The sequence below is a fragment of the Proteiniphilum acetatigenes DSM 18083 genome (assembly GCF_000380985.1).
GTDB classification, from domain to species: Bacteria; Bacteroidota; Bacteroidia; order Bacteroidales; family Dysgonomonadaceae; genus Proteiniphilum; species Proteiniphilum acetatigenes.
Map to the genome: position 1 here is coordinate 213,852 of NZ_KB905697.1, position 16,050 is coordinate 229,901.

Genomic DNA, 16,050 nt, shown 5'->3' on the forward strand with positions numbered 1-16,050 from the left:
GATTATTTTGATATTACTGAAATATTACTCCCTGAAAAATCGCCCGCCAAAACCCATCCGATCTTCGTGTTAAAACGTATCTTTGTTTCACAAACAGGAAAACAATTCACACAACATAACGGAGCAGTTGCATGAAATCGGGAAAGATAAAGTTGATCTGGTCATTAAGTATTACCGCGGCATTATTCGTCATTCTTTTGCAGGGGTACTGGCTATACAATCAATACCGCTTTACGCTCGAAAAAACCGCCAATGAAACAACAGGGCAGATTTTGTCGGCCTGGGACGATTATAAAGCATGGCGAAAAGCAAAATTGAAAACGCAACGTGAAAACCTGAAAAATTACAATACCAATCTGAATCAAAACACCTCTACTATCTACATTTCCGATATAAAGGAAAACATTACCGACTGGACCATTTCTATCTACACAATCAAAAACTCTGATAAACCAACGGTACGGATCTCACCGGACAGTATCAAAAAAACGGAAGAGGGTACACAATATAAATACATCCTCGAACAAGTGGATAGAAATTTACAACAAGCCCCAACGATAACGGTATTACAGAAAGATTCCGTAAAAGGATGGGAGGAAGAGATATTGGAAACCGACTCCACGCTTACCAGTACATTCCGTTTCAAGACCAAAGAAAGTCAACAAAATGTCTACGAAGCGGTAGACCTGTTCCTTGCCGACATGAACTCACCCTTGAAAATAAGCGAGATGGACAGTATTGTGCATCAAAAAACAGGCAATTCAACCACCCGGATCGATACGTTATCATTACCGGGCGATTCCGTATTATGGCAACCAAAAACAGTGAAACAGTTATCCATTATAAATCCATCCGTCAAGGTAGAAATACCCTATAATATACTGAAAAGAAAAGTGGCTACAATTACCGTCACGGTAGCTCCTGCGAGCATCATCAAAACGATGGCAATACAGATTGTCATAAGCGTAGTATTGGTTTTAGTACTTATTGTCTGCCTGTTGCTGCAGATACAGACAATCTCCCGCCAACAACGGATCAATAAACTGCGGCAGAATTTCGTGAATACGACTGTTCATGAATTGAAACGCCCGATACAGACACTCAAAACCATTGTTTCATACCTTCAGCAATCCTCTCCGGAAGAACAGGATATGCTGAACAGTGCCCGTATTGAAACTGATAACCTGACCTCCTATTTGCAAAAGCTGCGGGAAGTAAACCAGGCGGAAACAATTGCCGGGAGCCTGCATCTCTCTTTTTTCGACTTCACTGCTTTGATCACTGGCTGTACCGAAAACATACGAAAAAATGCGGGAAAACAAATCCATATTGAAACCGATTTCTCAGAGACTCCTCTCTCTGTGACTGCTGACAAAATGATAATGAGCAATATTGTGATCAATCTGCTGGAAAATGCCGTAAAGTATTCGGGAGAGGAGCCGGTTATCCATATTCATGCCGGCAGAGATGATAACCAGTTATTTTTCAGCGTATCGGACAATGGGATCGGCATTCCGGCGTCGGAACAAAGCCATATCTTCGAGCCGTTCTTCCGTTCAAAGAATGCTTACGTGGCATCGCTCCCCGGGATGGGACTCGGGCTGAGCTATGTAAAAATGGCGGTAGAGGCTCACCGGGGAACTGTAGAGGTCATTTCCAGACCCAATCATGGCACGACGGTCACCGTAAAAATCCCTCAGCAATGAAAACATACCTGAAAATACTTTTTGCCGATGACGACATCAAGTATGCGCTTTTACTTAAAGATTTCCTCACACGCAATGGCTACGACGTAACCTACGCAGGTAACGGACGTATCGCTCTGGATCTTTTCGATAAAGTAAAACCCGATTTAGTCCTTCTGGACGTGAATATGCCGGAACTAAACGGCTTCGAGGTAGCAGGGGAGATCCGCCGAAAGAACAGCAAGGTATTTATCTTTTTTCTGACTGACCGAAGCGACAAAAACGACAGGTTAAAAGGGTTTCAATTGAAAGCGAACGACTATCTCTCCAAGCCGTTTTATCCGGAAGAACTATTGGCCCGGATAGAGGAGCGTCTGGGTAATCCTTCCGAAACGACTCAAAAAATTTACAAATTGGGGAATACTTCATTCCACTATACCACTAACGAACTTATTACCGGAAATACCAAAACTATCATCACATCCCGTCAGGCCGATATATTGCGTCTTCTGGCTGAAAATATCAATGAAACAGTAAGCCGTGACCTCCTTCTCAACAGGGTATGGGGCGCCGATAATTATACCAACTCGCTTGCATTGAATGTACAGGTAACTTATTTGCGTCATGCGTTGCAATCCGATAAATCACTGAAAATCGTATCGGTAGTACGGAAAGGTTACATGTTGTGCGTAGGATGATTACCGACCTTTCAGCTCCAATTTGATTGTTTGGTCGCAATATTGTGCCACGATTTCCCTGTGTGTGATAAATACCAGGGTTTTATCTTCGGTCTGGAAGATAAGGCGTTCCATAAGCAAACGTTCAGTTTCCGTATCCAGAGAAGAGCTGAATTCATCTAACAACAGGATGTTTCCCGGTCGAAGCAATCCGCGTGCTATGCAGATACGTTGAGCCTGGCCTTCGCTTAAGCCCGTTCCACGCTCTCCGCAAAGGGTATCCAACCCATCAGGCAAATCGTATATGAAATCAGCAACCGCAGTCGTTAACACTTTTCGGAGTTCCTGGTCTGTAGCATTCGGATTACCCAACAGCAGATTATCACGTATGGTTCCGCTAAGCAAAGTGTTTCCCTGCGGAACATATACCAGATTACACCGTGTAAGGGGACTGGCTTCGAGCTCCTGTATGGAATTATATAAATAGACCCTTCCTTCGCGGGGTTGCAGTAAGGCAAGCATCAGCCGGATAAGGGTACTTTTACCTACCCCCGTTTCACCCACGATTGCCGTGCGGCTACCGGGAGTAAAGTCATACGATAAATGTTCTATTATCTGTCTTTTACCATCGGGATAAGCAAACGAAATATTTTCAAGACGTATACCCACCTGTCCGTCGAGCATCTGTTGTTCACCCTGCACTTCAGTGGTCAGATCATCCAGTTCGTTCAGTCTTTCAGCAGAGGTAATCGTATGTACCAAAGAAGGTATATACTGGCTGAGTTCTACCAGCGGACGCTGGATCTGTCCGACCAGTTGCAGGAAGGCCGTCATCATACCAAATGTGATGGCACCTTCATAGATACCTTTTATTCCCCAGAGGAAAGCAATGACATAACCTGTAGCAAATCCGGCCATGATCAGCATACGTGAAAAGACAGTGAAGTTTGTGCGTTTCATCACCCGGTTATACAATATGGATTGAATAGTATCCAGCTTGTCGCTTACCGGTATGTTTTGTGCGAGGGTTTGGATCAAGACCCTATATTGTAATTTCTCCTGAATATGGGATTGCACCTGGCTGTCCAGGTTACGTATCTCTTCTGTAAAGCGGCGCATCCGTTTTATATATACTTTGCTCAATATCAAAAATACAGGCATAATGAAAATAAGCGTCCACGCCAGTTGCGTATTGAGTTTGCTTAGGAAAAGAAAGGCGGCCAGAAACTGGAAAGAGGTTATAATTACGGCAGGAAGCGATTTACAGATACCTTCGGCAACTACACGCACATCTTCTTCAATACGATTGACAGCATCGCCGCTATGAAAACTCTCCTTGCCATTCCACTTGCTGATCATCAGATGGGAAAAAAGCTTATGCCTCCATTTGTTCTTAAAATATATATCCGTCTCTGTTTCCAGGCGATTCTTCAATACCGACAGGATAATTTGACTACACATAGTTGCTATCAGCAGCACTATATAGTGGGTCATATTCCCTTCTATAGAACGGGTGGCGATATCGATCAGTTGTTTTGAGACCCATACAAAGAATAGTCCGGCACAGACATTCAAGATACCTGCCAGACTATTCAGTACAATGCGAAAACGTATGCCTTGCAAATATTTCAGGATCTGTCGTATATTGTTGACTATCACGGTTCAATGTTTATTAAATTTGTCATTTACTATTTGCTGTATGCCAATGACTAAATAATAAATATAGTAGAGTGACACATTTTCCCCGATTATCGAAAATAGTTTCAGTGCTCTCCGGTTTTTCATTCTGAAGTTGTGTAGTTTCCCGGATAGATAACCGGGCGGACGTGTCTTCCATTTCGGATCATAACGCCCGAAATTACCCAGTAACAGAATATCTTTCAATATTATTTTTTGAGATACTTCTCTGATTTTGTCAGTATAGAATGGAAATTCTTCTTTTGTCAGACCCAGCTGATGTACGGCTATACACCCAAAAATTTGCCATGCACGTAATAACCCAAAAGCTTTAAGGTCCTTCATTAACTCCTGCCTGTCTATTTGAGCATGAAATCTATGGAGATACATTACCCAGTCACACAATTGACGACACCCTATTCCATCCGAAATAAAATGATGGAAAGCATGATTAAAGATATATAAAGCATCAAAATTTGCCGACGGAAGCAGCACCTCTGTATTATTCAAATTCCAGACATTCAATTTATTTTTTTGCAAATGATATTGAGTCCAGTACTGAAATCTTTTATTTTTGAATGGATCAGGAAGCTTTTCAACGATATGATGAAATTCAATCTCCACGCCATCCCAGTCGAAATGAAAATGTTTATGGCTTTCTAATATGTCATTTGAAACAATTCCCCTCCCAACAGCCAATTCACACGCTCTTTTGTAGTCTTTCTTCCCGATGTATAAATCTATATCGCCACACTGGCGACGGACAGGATTCGGATAATTCTGTGCTACTCCCTGTCCTTTGAGCAGTATGGGATAGATATCTTCAGATTGAAGCAAAGGTATTATGCGGGTCAACCGTTCGTTGAGCAACTCATGGCTTTGTTCTATGCGGATAACCGTCTGATAGAGTTGACGCATGATTGTAGTCAGAGGCTGTAGTTCAGAAGAGAGACGGGATATACCATCGAAAACAATACCGCTTACTGTTTGCATAACGGCAATTTTCAGGATTGCCGGCCAGTCCGTATCGTCGGAAAACAGGGAGATGTCTACCGGACTACCCCATAATCCCGACTGTAGCAGGGTGAAAAATTGTTCCTCTGTACGACTCATCTTTCTGCAATACCGGCTTCGATCCAGTTTGTTGCTATATCGGCAGCATCAGCTAACGCCTGTCCGGCTGGAATGTCATATTTCGACACCAATAAATCTGCAAGGGTCTGTTCATCGAAATCCTTTCCCTCGACTTCCTGCCATAAATAAGCCGCCGAACTATTTAGGGAAATCAATTTATTAAAATCTATCTGAGCCAGCCCCTCCCCGGCTACAATATGCTCCTTGCCCACGGTACGGAGTTTAAATCCTTGTTTTATTCGCATGCAGTTGTTTTACTTTTTATTTATGTGATAAAATACGTATGTTACGTTTCATCACCGGCTATATAATTCGTCTATATATTCCCAATAAATACCTTCTTACCGGCAAGAGATTTCTCCACAGGCGGGCTTTGCGGTGTGCCTTTTTGCTATTGCAATCAATCTGCTTTCCTTTATGGATAATGGTTATGGCTCGACCGCAAATATTTTCCTTGCGGCACTGTTCCATTCCTGAAATATTGCCATCTCCCATCAGGGTTACCTGTTCATCATCTATCTTCAGGATACGGTGCAGGACAAACAGCTTCGGCCTTATTTCCGCCAACACTATATCTCCCACACTATACAGACCTTTCCCTTCCAGCACCACACTATCTTTTCCCCCTACAATAAAAGGAAGCATACTATTTCCCTTAGCCCTAATAGTAACATGTTTACCTTCGGAAAGCATCCTTGCCACTTCCGGGAGCATTATTTCATTGGATAGTGTGACACTCCGCATTGTTATTCCTTTATCGTGGAGGCCGACAAATCTGCCGCGGCCTTATCCGGCAAACAATCCAGTTGGTAGCAGGATACCATACCGATTAGTTTCTCCACCGTACGATGTATACCCGATGCAATCTCCTCTTCCCACCGCATACTCGAACACGCCGGGAGCATTATGGCATAAGCCTGCAACAAAGATAACGTTTTAATTTGATTCTGAGGAGCCTGTTGCAACTTTACAATCCCTTTCAACAAAGCCTCTTCATTGCGGTAACAGGGAGTTTTACCACTCCACGGCGTACCGTAAACAATGGCTTTTCCATTGAATATGCGTACTACCGGATTGTCATCGTTCAATAATTCGCTCCCTTCTATATGATCTAACCACAACCGGCTATGCGTACTCTTTCCGGTACCGCTTTTACCCAAAAACATAAAACCATCGGCTCCATTTTTAATAACTGAAGCATGCACCATCAGCGTATCAAGGTTCGCTGTAGAAAACGCATAAAGTAACATCAGGCAGTTGTTGAGGCAGAAAAAACGGTGCTTATCGCCGGCGGGAAGTTTCACCTGTGCCACCCGAAAAGCAGCATCGACATCCATCGTGCAATAACTTCTGTTTCCCGGATAACCAATGTGGAAACGAAAATATCCGTTTTCTGACTTAAAAACACCAATAGAGGCGATGTCGTTATCGAATTGCCCTACCTGTTCATAAACGTATTTATCAGGAAGATCGTCTACAACGGAGAGGCGGAAGAGATAGTCGCCTTTCCCTTCCGGCACGAGAAAGGGGGTATAGTTACCCAGAGCATCCTTTCCGAAATCCTCTTCAGAAAAAGATAGCCGGAAACGATGCCCGGCTATCTGATAGAAAAAATTGTTCTTCAAAATAATGAATATCTATATGCTGTTGGCTCGTTTAATTAATTACTTACGACCATCCAGTCAGATTGAAATAGTAACTCTTCCCGGCTTTAAATCCATTTTGTAAGACGGAATTAGTGCTTGGAAATATCCGCAGAAAAGCCGGGTCCATTTCTTCATTTTCCGAATTTACATATATAGCTCTAAGATACAATACATCATCTCCTTCAAATGGATCAGTAGCCAATATCGGGATAAAAAAGTCAAATTCAGTCGAGACATTCTCATGCATATCGATGGTCACAGTAGATATCTGCCAATAAGTTGCGGGAGTCAATGCCTCATCATCTATATTTTGCAGATAACCTTGTGTATTGAAAAAAGGTTTAAGATCTTCCGGAATAAGACCTCCCTCCCCTCCATTTGCCACTTTAGCTATCTGAAATTCGGATAATTTGGGGAACAACGGCTGGTTCTCATTCCTTAAATGAATCCGTAAAATACCTCCAAGCTGTTTATACTGTAGGCTGATAGGTGTCGAAGATCCTTCATCACCTATAACTACATCTGTCGCTTTTGCTTTCATAAATATATTTGGAGTCAAATAGGATGACGACTCTTCATTTTCAATCGGTGCTATAGAAACCATTGTAGCCTTGTAGAATTCACCGCTCAAGAGTTCACCATCTGGACCAGTGACATTCCCCAGGGTCCATCCTGAAGCGGGATAAAGCCCATATACGGTATAGGATCCTTCTTCAAGACCTTCAGCTGCATCTACGGGAACAAATTCACACCGGTTTGGTTTTTCGTTTCCTTCAACAACTGCCTGGTAAATAATTTCGATGGGGTCGTTTTCAAGAATTCCATCTTTATAGAACAGTAACTTCACCTGATCTTCGTTACTCCAATAAAAATTTTCCCCGTTTCCTACAGGATCGTCGTTCTCTTCAACAACACCTGCTCTCGTAGTGGTTTCTATGAATTTACCAAGATTTCCCTGAATTGTGGGCAAATATGTTTTCTTTGCCTCCGGAACAGATGATTGGGGAATTTCATCGTTATTACATGAGGTTACCAGGAATAATGCAGAAATTCCCATGAGGTAAAATATTTTCTTCATTTTAGTCGATTTTTTAATTGTTACAAATTAGTTCATTCTCCTCTAATTAAAAAGATTGATGTAGAGAATAAACTACGGAAAAACTCCACCATTATCCCATCCATCACCACTACTTTGCAGTATGGGATGTTCCGTCTCCATTTCAATCACTTCTATTGCAGGCTTTTCGTAAGCCTCTTTCACTTCTTTCTGATCTCGATCTGCTGTCATTGTTGTCTTTTTTTTACAAGTTAAACATTTTAATTAAATTAGTTATCTTCTTTTATCAGTCCCTGCAAGGCTGAAATACAGAAATATCTGCTATGATTGGAATTAGAACAAAAAAGATATCACTTTGTTCACAAAAATAAACAAATAATTGAAATAAATCAGACAAAAAAGTGAATTTACATATACAAATTTAGGACACTCCATATTTAACTTATCAGAATTTTATCCATTACCCAATTGGTGCGTGCTGCCGAGATACCTGTACTGACAGGCTCTGCACCGAATCCGTTCAGGTAATTGACAATACTTTCAACCAGATAATACTGGATATTCTCCGGATTCTCTTCACGAAACTCCCGTATGCCTGCGGCTGTATCCAGGAGAATAGGGGCAAAATCGAAAGTGGCAAAGGTCAGTCTACCTTTTGTGCCGGTTATATCGATCAGGTCGGTACGGCTGTTCTCAGGTGCCACAAAACTCCAGCTTCCGCTGCCCGTCACGCCGGATTTGAAACAGAAAGCAGCGGTCAGACTGTCTTCTACCTCATATAATCCCGCCACATTGTTGGTAAATCCGTATACATCGGTAATCTCGCCGAAAAGATAATCAAGCAGATCAAATTGATGGGATGCCAGATCATAGAAATACCCTGCTCCGGCAATATCTTTTTTCACCCGCCACGGCAATGATTCCCGATTGTAATCCTCCTTATAGGGAGGAATGGCGAAGCGAATCTGCACCGTAGAGATATTCCCCAGGAGTCCGTCATCAATCAATTGTTTCACCCTGAGGAAATAGGGTAACGTACGGCGATAATAGGCCACAAAACAGGGTATACCGGTCTCTTGGGAGACACGGTTTATCTGAAGGCACTCTTCGTAAGAGGCGGCCATCGGCTTCTCCACATAAACAGGTTTACCAGCTTTCATGGCAGCTACCGCATATTCGACATGTGAACCCGGAGGAGTAGCTACATATATCGCATTTACTGCCGGATCGTTAATCAGGTCGTCGGCATGATCGTACCACTTCCCTATCCCATGCCGACGAGCATAGTCTTCTGCTTTTTGACCGTCACGGCGCATCACTGCTACCACATCCGATTCTTTAACCTTACTGAAAGCCGGGCCACTCTTCTTTTCGGTGACAGCACCACAACCGATAAATCCCCAATGAAGCATAATATTTAGAAGTTAGAAATTAGAACTGAGAAATTAGAACTAAGAACTGGGAAGTGAGAAGTGAAGAAATTTAAAAGTCCTGGTTCTTGACTCTTGGTTCTAATATTTACTTTTCACTTTTAGTTTCTCACTTAAATCCCACCTTCCCACCTTAAATCACTTTTTCTCTTTTCCTGTAAGAAATAATACCCAAAATACCGAGCATTACAAAAGCGATCACAATATACATAAAAACGGAAGATATACCTTCGGTTTGTCCGTAGGAATGCATCCCACTAAGGAAATAGTTAACCCCAAGAAAAGTCATCAGGACGGAGGCAAAAGCAAAAACCGAGAGCAGATTAAAAAGCCACAGACTATTCCACCTCTTCACTAAATGCATATGGGTCACCATCGTATAAACCACTATGGAGATCAACGCCCAGGTCTCCTTTGGATCCCATCCCCAGTACCTGCCCCACGACTCGTTAGCCCAAACGGCGCCCAGGAATGTACCTGTAGTCATCAGGACAACTCCGGTCAGTAACGACATATTATTGATAATACTCAATTCCTTGATACGATAGGGCAAACGGGGGCTATGCTTCGCAAAAGCCATTATTGAAAGATTGGTGATACCCAACAGGAAACTAATACCAAAAAATCCGTAAGCTGCGACAATCACCGCTACGTGGAACATCAACCAGGGTGATTTCAACACAGGCACCAGCGTATTGATCTGCGGATCCATCCAGTTAAGGGCGGCAACGAAAAGGATAACCCCACCGAAAAGCGTGGCAAGTGCACGTGTGAGTGTACTTTTCCGTCCAAAGATAAAACCGGCCAGTACAGTAGCCCACGACACATAGACCATTGTCTCGTACGAATTGCTCCAGGGTGCATATCCCGATATATACCAACGCATTCCCATACCGAATATATGGCAAAAGAACAATAACACGATAAAGACGGTGAGCACAGCAGTTGCATAACGCTTCCATCGTTTTTCACGCAACAATTGCATCAAGGCAATAATGAGCAGCAATCCGCCGGAAATAAAATAGCCTACTTTAACGCGGTTAAAGAGATCCAGCCGGTTATAACGGAATTCAGCCTGCAATTTATCCGGCCGGATTAAAGAAGCCTTATCGTTGTCTGATTGATATGCCTCAATTACTTCCAAAGCCTGGTCGGCCTTACTCCAGTCACCACTTCTCAACGCTTGCCGTACTTCCGCAAGATATTGTTCGAACGACTGTGTAATAAAGACCGAATCTGTTTCGGAAAAGACTGAAAGATCATCGCCCGGTGCATACCATGTATGTGAAGGATCATTCGGATCAGGATAAATTCCCAGCATAGTATGATTGAACAACTGATAAAGGATATTAACCCGCTCATCGAGCTTAATCAGTTCTTTTTCAGAAGAGGTTCTCTTGTCCGCCGGCCGATGGTAGATTTCCTGTAATCGGGGCAACAGTCTGTAATTTCCCTGCTGGTCGAAAAGATGATAATAAGGTATGTATTCCTCCGGAAGGTTATACTGCGCACTTATCTCTTTATCCGACAGGGCAATAAGAGGTACTTGCATCCACATCTGTGGCATAGCAAGCAGGCCAAGCAGAAACTGGTCAGAGTTGAGATCACCAAATGCCTGTTCCTTATGTACCTTACGGAGAATCTCGGAAGAGAATGTATTCATAGGCATCGTCCGTCCCCGGAATTGTACGGGCAATGTACCGAAGCGGGCCGCGTGTTCCGGTGGTATCCTGTTTTCCTGTACTGTACCGCTCATCGGGCCGTCCGGCATATCCTGCGCATAACCAAATGTCGTGATAATCAGAAGAACCGGAATAAGTATGCCTTTCCTGACTTCCTTTAACTGTTGCTGCAACTTACGGAATCGTGAATTAGGCATAAAAAAGATAAGGATAAAACCTGCTACGAGCATGAGATAGCCGGTATAGGTAACAGTACGTCCCGCCACATCTTTGTTCACCGAGAGGATAGTACCCATCTCATCCTGATCGTAGGATGCCTGAAAGAAACGGTATCCCTTTACGTCCAGTACGTTGTTCATAAACACTTTCGCTTCGCGTACCTCTCCATCAACATGTACCAGCAGATCACTTTCATAGGAGGATGGACTCTGGGAACCCGGATAACGGATCAATCTGAAATCCCTGAGCTCCAACATAAAAGGTAAAGTTTCGGTTTTAATACCTTTGGAGGTATGCATCACCATTTGATCTGTTTTTTCACCTTCACGGATATGCACCTGTCCCTCTTTCCCAAACAGGAATGTGGTCAACGCTCCTAAAAGGATAACCACAAGGGCGAAATGGATCACCACCATGGCCCATTTTTTTCTTTGGATGAAATTACGACTGAAAAGGATCAGGATAAAATTCATCACCAGCAGGAATTGAAGGAACAAAAACAGTGGGGAATAATAAATCAACATCTTGGCTGCCTGCGCCCCCATCCATTTTTCGATAAAAGTAGCTATTGCCAAACCAATCGCATAGATGAGCAACAATACAATAGAGGCTTTATATGATGAGAGAAAACGTACAAATTTGTCCATAATGATTCTTTAATCGGGCTATTCTGTTTCTTTCAGACTATTTTAATTTACTTAGTGACAAGTGAAATTCTTCACTTCTTATTTACTACAAAAATATCAAAATTTGGTTTGGAAGTAAAAAAATGAGTGAAAGAAATCAATCTCTCACTCATTATTATCTATGTAGTATTATCCATCAACGTGAGAAACGATCTCACGCCTCTTCCCACTGTTTACGAAGTAATTCAAGTGCCGCTGGCACCACTATGTTACGGTCGCCCTGAGCTCCGCATTCAAAGCTGACATACTTGTCATACCCCATCATCTTGAGCCCCTTGAATCCATTTACATAGTTATCAGCCTCACCGTCTTCCCCGGGCATGCTGCGACGTTTCCTACTGGCCACATGCACATGCTGCAGGTATTCTCCGGCAGAGAGGAAAGCAGCCATATCGCAATTTTCTTCCCAGGTCATGTGCCAGAAGTCACCCATACATTTCACGCCGGGGTTATTGATATCGCGACAGATGGAAGCGGCATCAGCCACCTGGCGAAGGTAAAACGCCTCCTTGCGGTTCAGCGGTTCGAAAATAACGGTCGTTCCGTGTTGTTGTGCAAAGGTACCCATCTCATCGAACTGTTCACAGAGGAAGTCACGGGTCTCCTGCGTATGGGGCATCACGGGTACCTGACTATTGAATGCAGGAACGATGATTACGCCTTCGGCTTCGAGTTCACCCGCAGCAATCATCAACACCTCCATCGTGTCACGGCACTTTTTCCGGATCTCCGGATCGGTAGAAAGGATGAAACCTTCGAAACCGGCGCAGATAACACTCACCTTGATATCACGCCCTTTAAGGGCATCTTTGAACTCCTGCATCCGGTCACGGATTCCTCCCCCATGAGGTTCAAAACCTACCACGCCATGCTTTTCCATGAAATCGAACTTTTCATTCAGGTTAGCTCCGGGAGCAATCCCTTCCTGAAAAGAGATATTCAGTTTCGCCTTACCGGAAGCAGCGTTTTCTTTTCCATTTGCCGAAGCAAACGAGGTACATCCGCCTATAGCCATGGCCGCAGACCCGGCGAGGGTTGTTTTCAAAAATCTTCTCCTGTCGAGTGCCATAATCGTAACTTTTTACTTTCCACTTCCCGGTACAGGTACTGTAAATCCGGACATATCCATCTTACCGATATTCAGATCGGCCGGCGTATAATCGAGCGGAGCGGCAGTCATGGTATCCCATGTCACTTCCTGCCCGGTATAGGCTGCTTCGCGTCCCATAATCCCGGCCATATTCGACACAGCCGTTTCGGATGCCTGTTCAATCGGTTTGTTACCCCGTATACAGTTAATCAGATTGACATGCTCCAATGTATAAGGATCGGTCTGCTGGAAACTGGTCTTTTCAGCCTCACTATCATATTGCCAGATCACGTTACCGGCAAGGTCTTTAATCACATGTCCGCCGTTGCTCGACCACGATCCTTTTGTTCCCTGGATAAATTCGCTTACATTGTTAGCACAACCGTCGATCTGACGACACATACTATGCATATGAATACCATTTTCCATGGTGAAGTCAATGCTGAAATTATCGTACTGGTCACCCGTCACACGACGATGGCGGGAACCAAAACCGACAGCGCTGACAGGCCTTAATCCGGTAAACCAAGTAAATACATCGATATTGTGGACGTGCTGTTCCACGATATGGTCGCCCGACAGCCATTTCCAGTTGACCCAGTCGCGTACCATATATTCAAAGTCGTTCCACTGCTGTTGCCTGTCGCGATACCACAACATGCTCTGGTTCCAGTAAACTGTTCCACCGGTAATTTCACCGATAGCGCCATTCATAATCTGTTTATAAGATTCCACATAAGCGCGCTGATGATGGCGTTGTGTTCCGGTAACTACAGAAAGATTCTTAGCCTGGGCTTGTCTGGCAGCAGCTACGATGGTACGATAACCGGCTGCATCTACACAGATCGGTTTTTCCAGAAAACTATGCTTATTTTTTTCTACCGCATATTTGAAATGTTCCGGACGGAAGAAAGGAGGTGTAGCATCGATCAACACGTCGATATCGCTATCGATCACCTGTTTGTAGGCATCCAGCCCCACAAAGCGCTTGTCGGCAGGAATATCTATATTTTTTTCATTCTTCAATTTTTCCGCCAGACCGTCTACCCTGTCCTGGAACACATCGCCTAAAGCTACAATGGTTACGCCATTGGCAGCATTCAAGAAGTTGAATGCTGCTCCGGAGCCACGTCCGCCGCAGCCTACGACACCTGCTTTCAACTCTTTCCCGTCGGCAGACAGGTCAGGAAGTTCGGGGATATAATAAGTACCAGGCTCTCTCAAAGGCGCATTACCCTCTTTTCCTCCACCACTACAGGATGTCAGAAATCCCGCGGAGCCGGTACCGATCACTCCGACTGCTCCCGCCACGGCAGAAGTTTTCAGAAATGACCTTCTGGTTAGATTGTTTTCTTTCTTCATTACTTTGATTGTTTTAGATTATTGTTTTAGGATTTTTTATTGTTATTATCACTTCTCCACCATTTCACCTTACCACTATAAGTCCGGTTCACATACTACACGGAATCCGATCCCTTTTATATCGGAATACCACCAGATACTCTTTGGTTGTTGCGGGTCCGTCCTCAACCATGCTTCGTGTTGCGTATGTCTACGGCTCGCACTCCGCACATCAGCCGCATCGGAAGAATAGAGTCCTCCACGTACCACCCATTCGTCACCTTCGGTCACGCGGGGATTATGTGTAACTCCTGACCGTTTAGCATATGCTTGCGGATCATATTTGTCAGCCGTATACTCCATCACATTACCCAGCATATTTTTTAATCCGAAAGGATTGGCCATCACTTCGGAAGGAGGCTGCGTACGTCCGTTACTATTTTTGTCATAGACCACATACGAGGTGATACCGTCGGTCTTCGGCTTGAAAACATTCCGCATAAATCCCTGATCTGAAAAATCTTTCGGACTTCCGGGAAAGAAATAAGGTGTTTCCGTACCTCCACGGGCAGCATATTCCCACTCAGCCTCGGTAGGGAGACGGTATTTCTTACCGGTCTTCTCCGATAACCACTGACAGAATGTTTCGGCAGCGTAATGGGTCATTGTTATGGCGGGACGATCACCCTGTCCCCAACCCTGGTCAGGATAACCAAATGGCGGTGTAGGGCCTGATATGGCATCTACACCCATAGCATTCAGGTTGTTCGCATAGACTGTTTCAGGAGGAGTACGCCCTTCGCTCATCGTCTCCGCATAGAATGCCCAGTACATATCCCAGGTGGTTTCTACCTCCGCCATAAAGAACGGACTCAGAGATACCTCATGCTGCGGCGATTCGTCCGGATTACGGAAAGGTTCCTTTTCGGGACTTCCCATCCTGAAAGTTCCTCCCTTGATCGCGATCATCCCGAACGAAACGGCTGTGCCGGGGATCTGTTCCGTATAGTTGGTAAAGCTGGCGACCTCGGCAGGTTCTTTATAGAACAAGCTCGTATCTACAGCTGCGGTTGCGGTCTGCCCGGGAATGCCGACCATCTGGCCGTGGGAGTAATTCGGATTGTAATGCCCTACATCAAGGTGACAACTGATACACTGCAAATCGAGCTTTTCAGCATTTTCCTCATAGTAAAGATGTGCTGTGATACCATCATCGCTGATTCCCTGGGGGAAGAGGTTCTGATGACATTTCACACAGGATTCGTTGGGTATATATTTTATGGCATGTTCCAATTCCGATTTTCTGTCCCAGTCGATCTCTGCCGGATCCTTGGTAAGGTATCCCCACAGGTCACGGGCCCCCAACGATATTTTTGCCGTATAATGAGCCCATGTGTCGTCTTTGGGAGGAAGGTGGCAATCCACACAGTTCACCATCACCCCGCTCGAGTTATTCACATGTACCGACAACATCCAACTCTCTTCCGCATGAGGATGCACATGGCACATCATACACGATTCATTCGTGGAAAAATAAACTGAAGTCTGATACAAGGCTGCAACAAAGACAATTCCGATGAATATTCCGATGAGAAGGAAAAAACCTTTTCGTTGGTGCAGTTTTTTACCTGTTCTCTGTTCCCTCCTGGCACGTTTCGACATTGTAGTTCCTGATAAGAAGTTTTAAATTATAGTTTCTATCTATATATTACCGTTATTTGCCTAT

14 protein-coding genes are annotated in these 16,050 nt (G+C 44.1%); 2 read left to right on the top strand and 12 right to left on the bottom strand.

Features of this window, described 5'->3' with window-relative positions; all coding sequences use genetic code 11:
* The first annotated feature begins 131 nt into the window (after positions 1-131).
* Positions 132-1,706 (top strand): sensor histidine kinase, encoded by a 1,575-nt coding sequence (locus tag F597_RS20660; protein ID WP_019539839.1) that lies wholly within the window; start codon positions 132-134, stop codon positions 1,704-1,706.
* The gene (locus tag F597_RS0111230) at positions 1,703-2,383 is read left to right on the top strand and encodes a response regulator transcription factor (RefSeq protein ID WP_019539840.1); all 681 of its coding nucleotides are present in this window, start codon (positions 1,703-1,705) and stop codon (positions 2,381-2,383) included. Before F597_RS20660 ends, F597_RS0111230 begins: the two co-directional genes overlap by 4 nt.
* Here F597_RS0111230 and F597_RS0111235 read toward each other — a convergent pair whose 3' ends face one another.
* From F597_RS0111235 to F597_RS0111290, 12 genes are all read right to left on the bottom strand, one after another.
* Complete coding sequence (locus F597_RS0111235; protein WP_019539841.1) at positions 2,384-4,021, bottom strand: ABC transporter ATP-binding protein; 1,638 nt, start codon at positions 4,019-4,021, stop codon at positions 2,384-2,386.
* Positions 4,022-4,024: 3 nt separating this feature from the next.
* Complete coding sequence (locus F597_RS20665) at positions 4,025-5,152, bottom strand: nucleotidyltransferase domain-containing protein (protein ID WP_019539842.1); 1,128 nt, start codon at positions 5,150-5,152, stop codon at positions 4,025-4,027.
* A complete protein-coding gene (locus F597_RS0111245) occupies positions 5,149-5,418 on the bottom strand; it encodes a PqqD family protein (RefSeq protein WP_019539843.1) in 270 nt (89 codons plus the stop codon). The genes F597_RS20665 and F597_RS0111245 overlap by 4 nt, the downstream gene beginning before the upstream one ends.
* 58 nt (positions 5,419-5,476) lie before the next feature.
* Positions 5,477-5,917: a S24/S26 family peptidase gene (locus F597_RS0111250; RefSeq protein ID WP_026327369.1), complete on the bottom strand. Its 441-nt coding sequence runs from the start codon at positions 5,915-5,917 to the stop codon at positions 5,477-5,479.
* A gap of 2 nt (positions 5,918-5,919) precedes the next feature.
* On the bottom strand, positions 5,920-6,798 hold the full coding sequence (locus F597_RS0111255; protein ID WP_019539845.1) for a hypothetical protein: 879 nt from the start codon (positions 6,796-6,798) through the stop codon (positions 5,920-5,922).
* Between the two features lie 43 nt (positions 6,799-6,841).
* A complete protein-coding gene (locus F597_RS0111260; protein WP_019539846.1) occupies positions 6,842-7,897 on the bottom strand; it encodes a hypothetical protein in 1,056 nt (351 codons plus the stop codon).
* A 72-nt stretch (positions 7,898-7,969) separates the two neighbouring features.
* Positions 7,970-8,107, bottom strand: coding sequence for a hypothetical protein (locus F597_RS22595; RefSeq protein WP_019539847.1), 138 nt, complete (start codon positions 8,105-8,107; stop codon positions 7,970-7,972).
* Positions 8,108-8,313: 206 nt separating this feature from the next.
* Positions 8,314-9,288: a Gfo/Idh/MocA family protein gene (locus tag F597_RS0111270; RefSeq protein WP_019539848.1), complete on the bottom strand. Its 975-nt coding sequence runs from the start codon at positions 9,286-9,288 to the stop codon at positions 8,314-8,316.
* Between the two features lie 151 nt (positions 9,289-9,439).
* Complete coding sequence (locus F597_RS0111275) at positions 9,440-11,854, bottom strand: cytochrome c biogenesis protein CcsA (protein WP_019539849.1); 2,415 nt, start codon at positions 11,852-11,854, stop codon at positions 9,440-9,442.
* Between the two features lie 193 nt (positions 11,855-12,047).
* On the bottom strand, positions 12,048-12,962 hold the full coding sequence (locus F597_RS0111280; protein WP_019539850.1) for a TIM barrel protein: 915 nt from the start codon (positions 12,960-12,962) through the stop codon (positions 12,048-12,050).
* Between the two features lie 12 nt (positions 12,963-12,974).
* The gene (locus F597_RS0111285) at positions 12,975-14,345 is read right to left on the bottom strand and encodes a Gfo/Idh/MocA family oxidoreductase (protein ID WP_019539851.1); all 1,371 of its coding nucleotides are present in this window, start codon (positions 14,343-14,345) and stop codon (positions 12,975-12,977) included.
* Between the two features lie 75 nt (positions 14,346-14,420).
* A complete protein-coding gene (locus F597_RS0111290) occupies positions 14,421-15,986 on the bottom strand; it encodes an SUMF1/EgtB/PvdO family nonheme iron enzyme (protein ID WP_019539852.1) in 1,566 nt (521 codons plus the stop codon).
* Positions 15,987-16,050 lie beyond the last annotated feature (64 nt).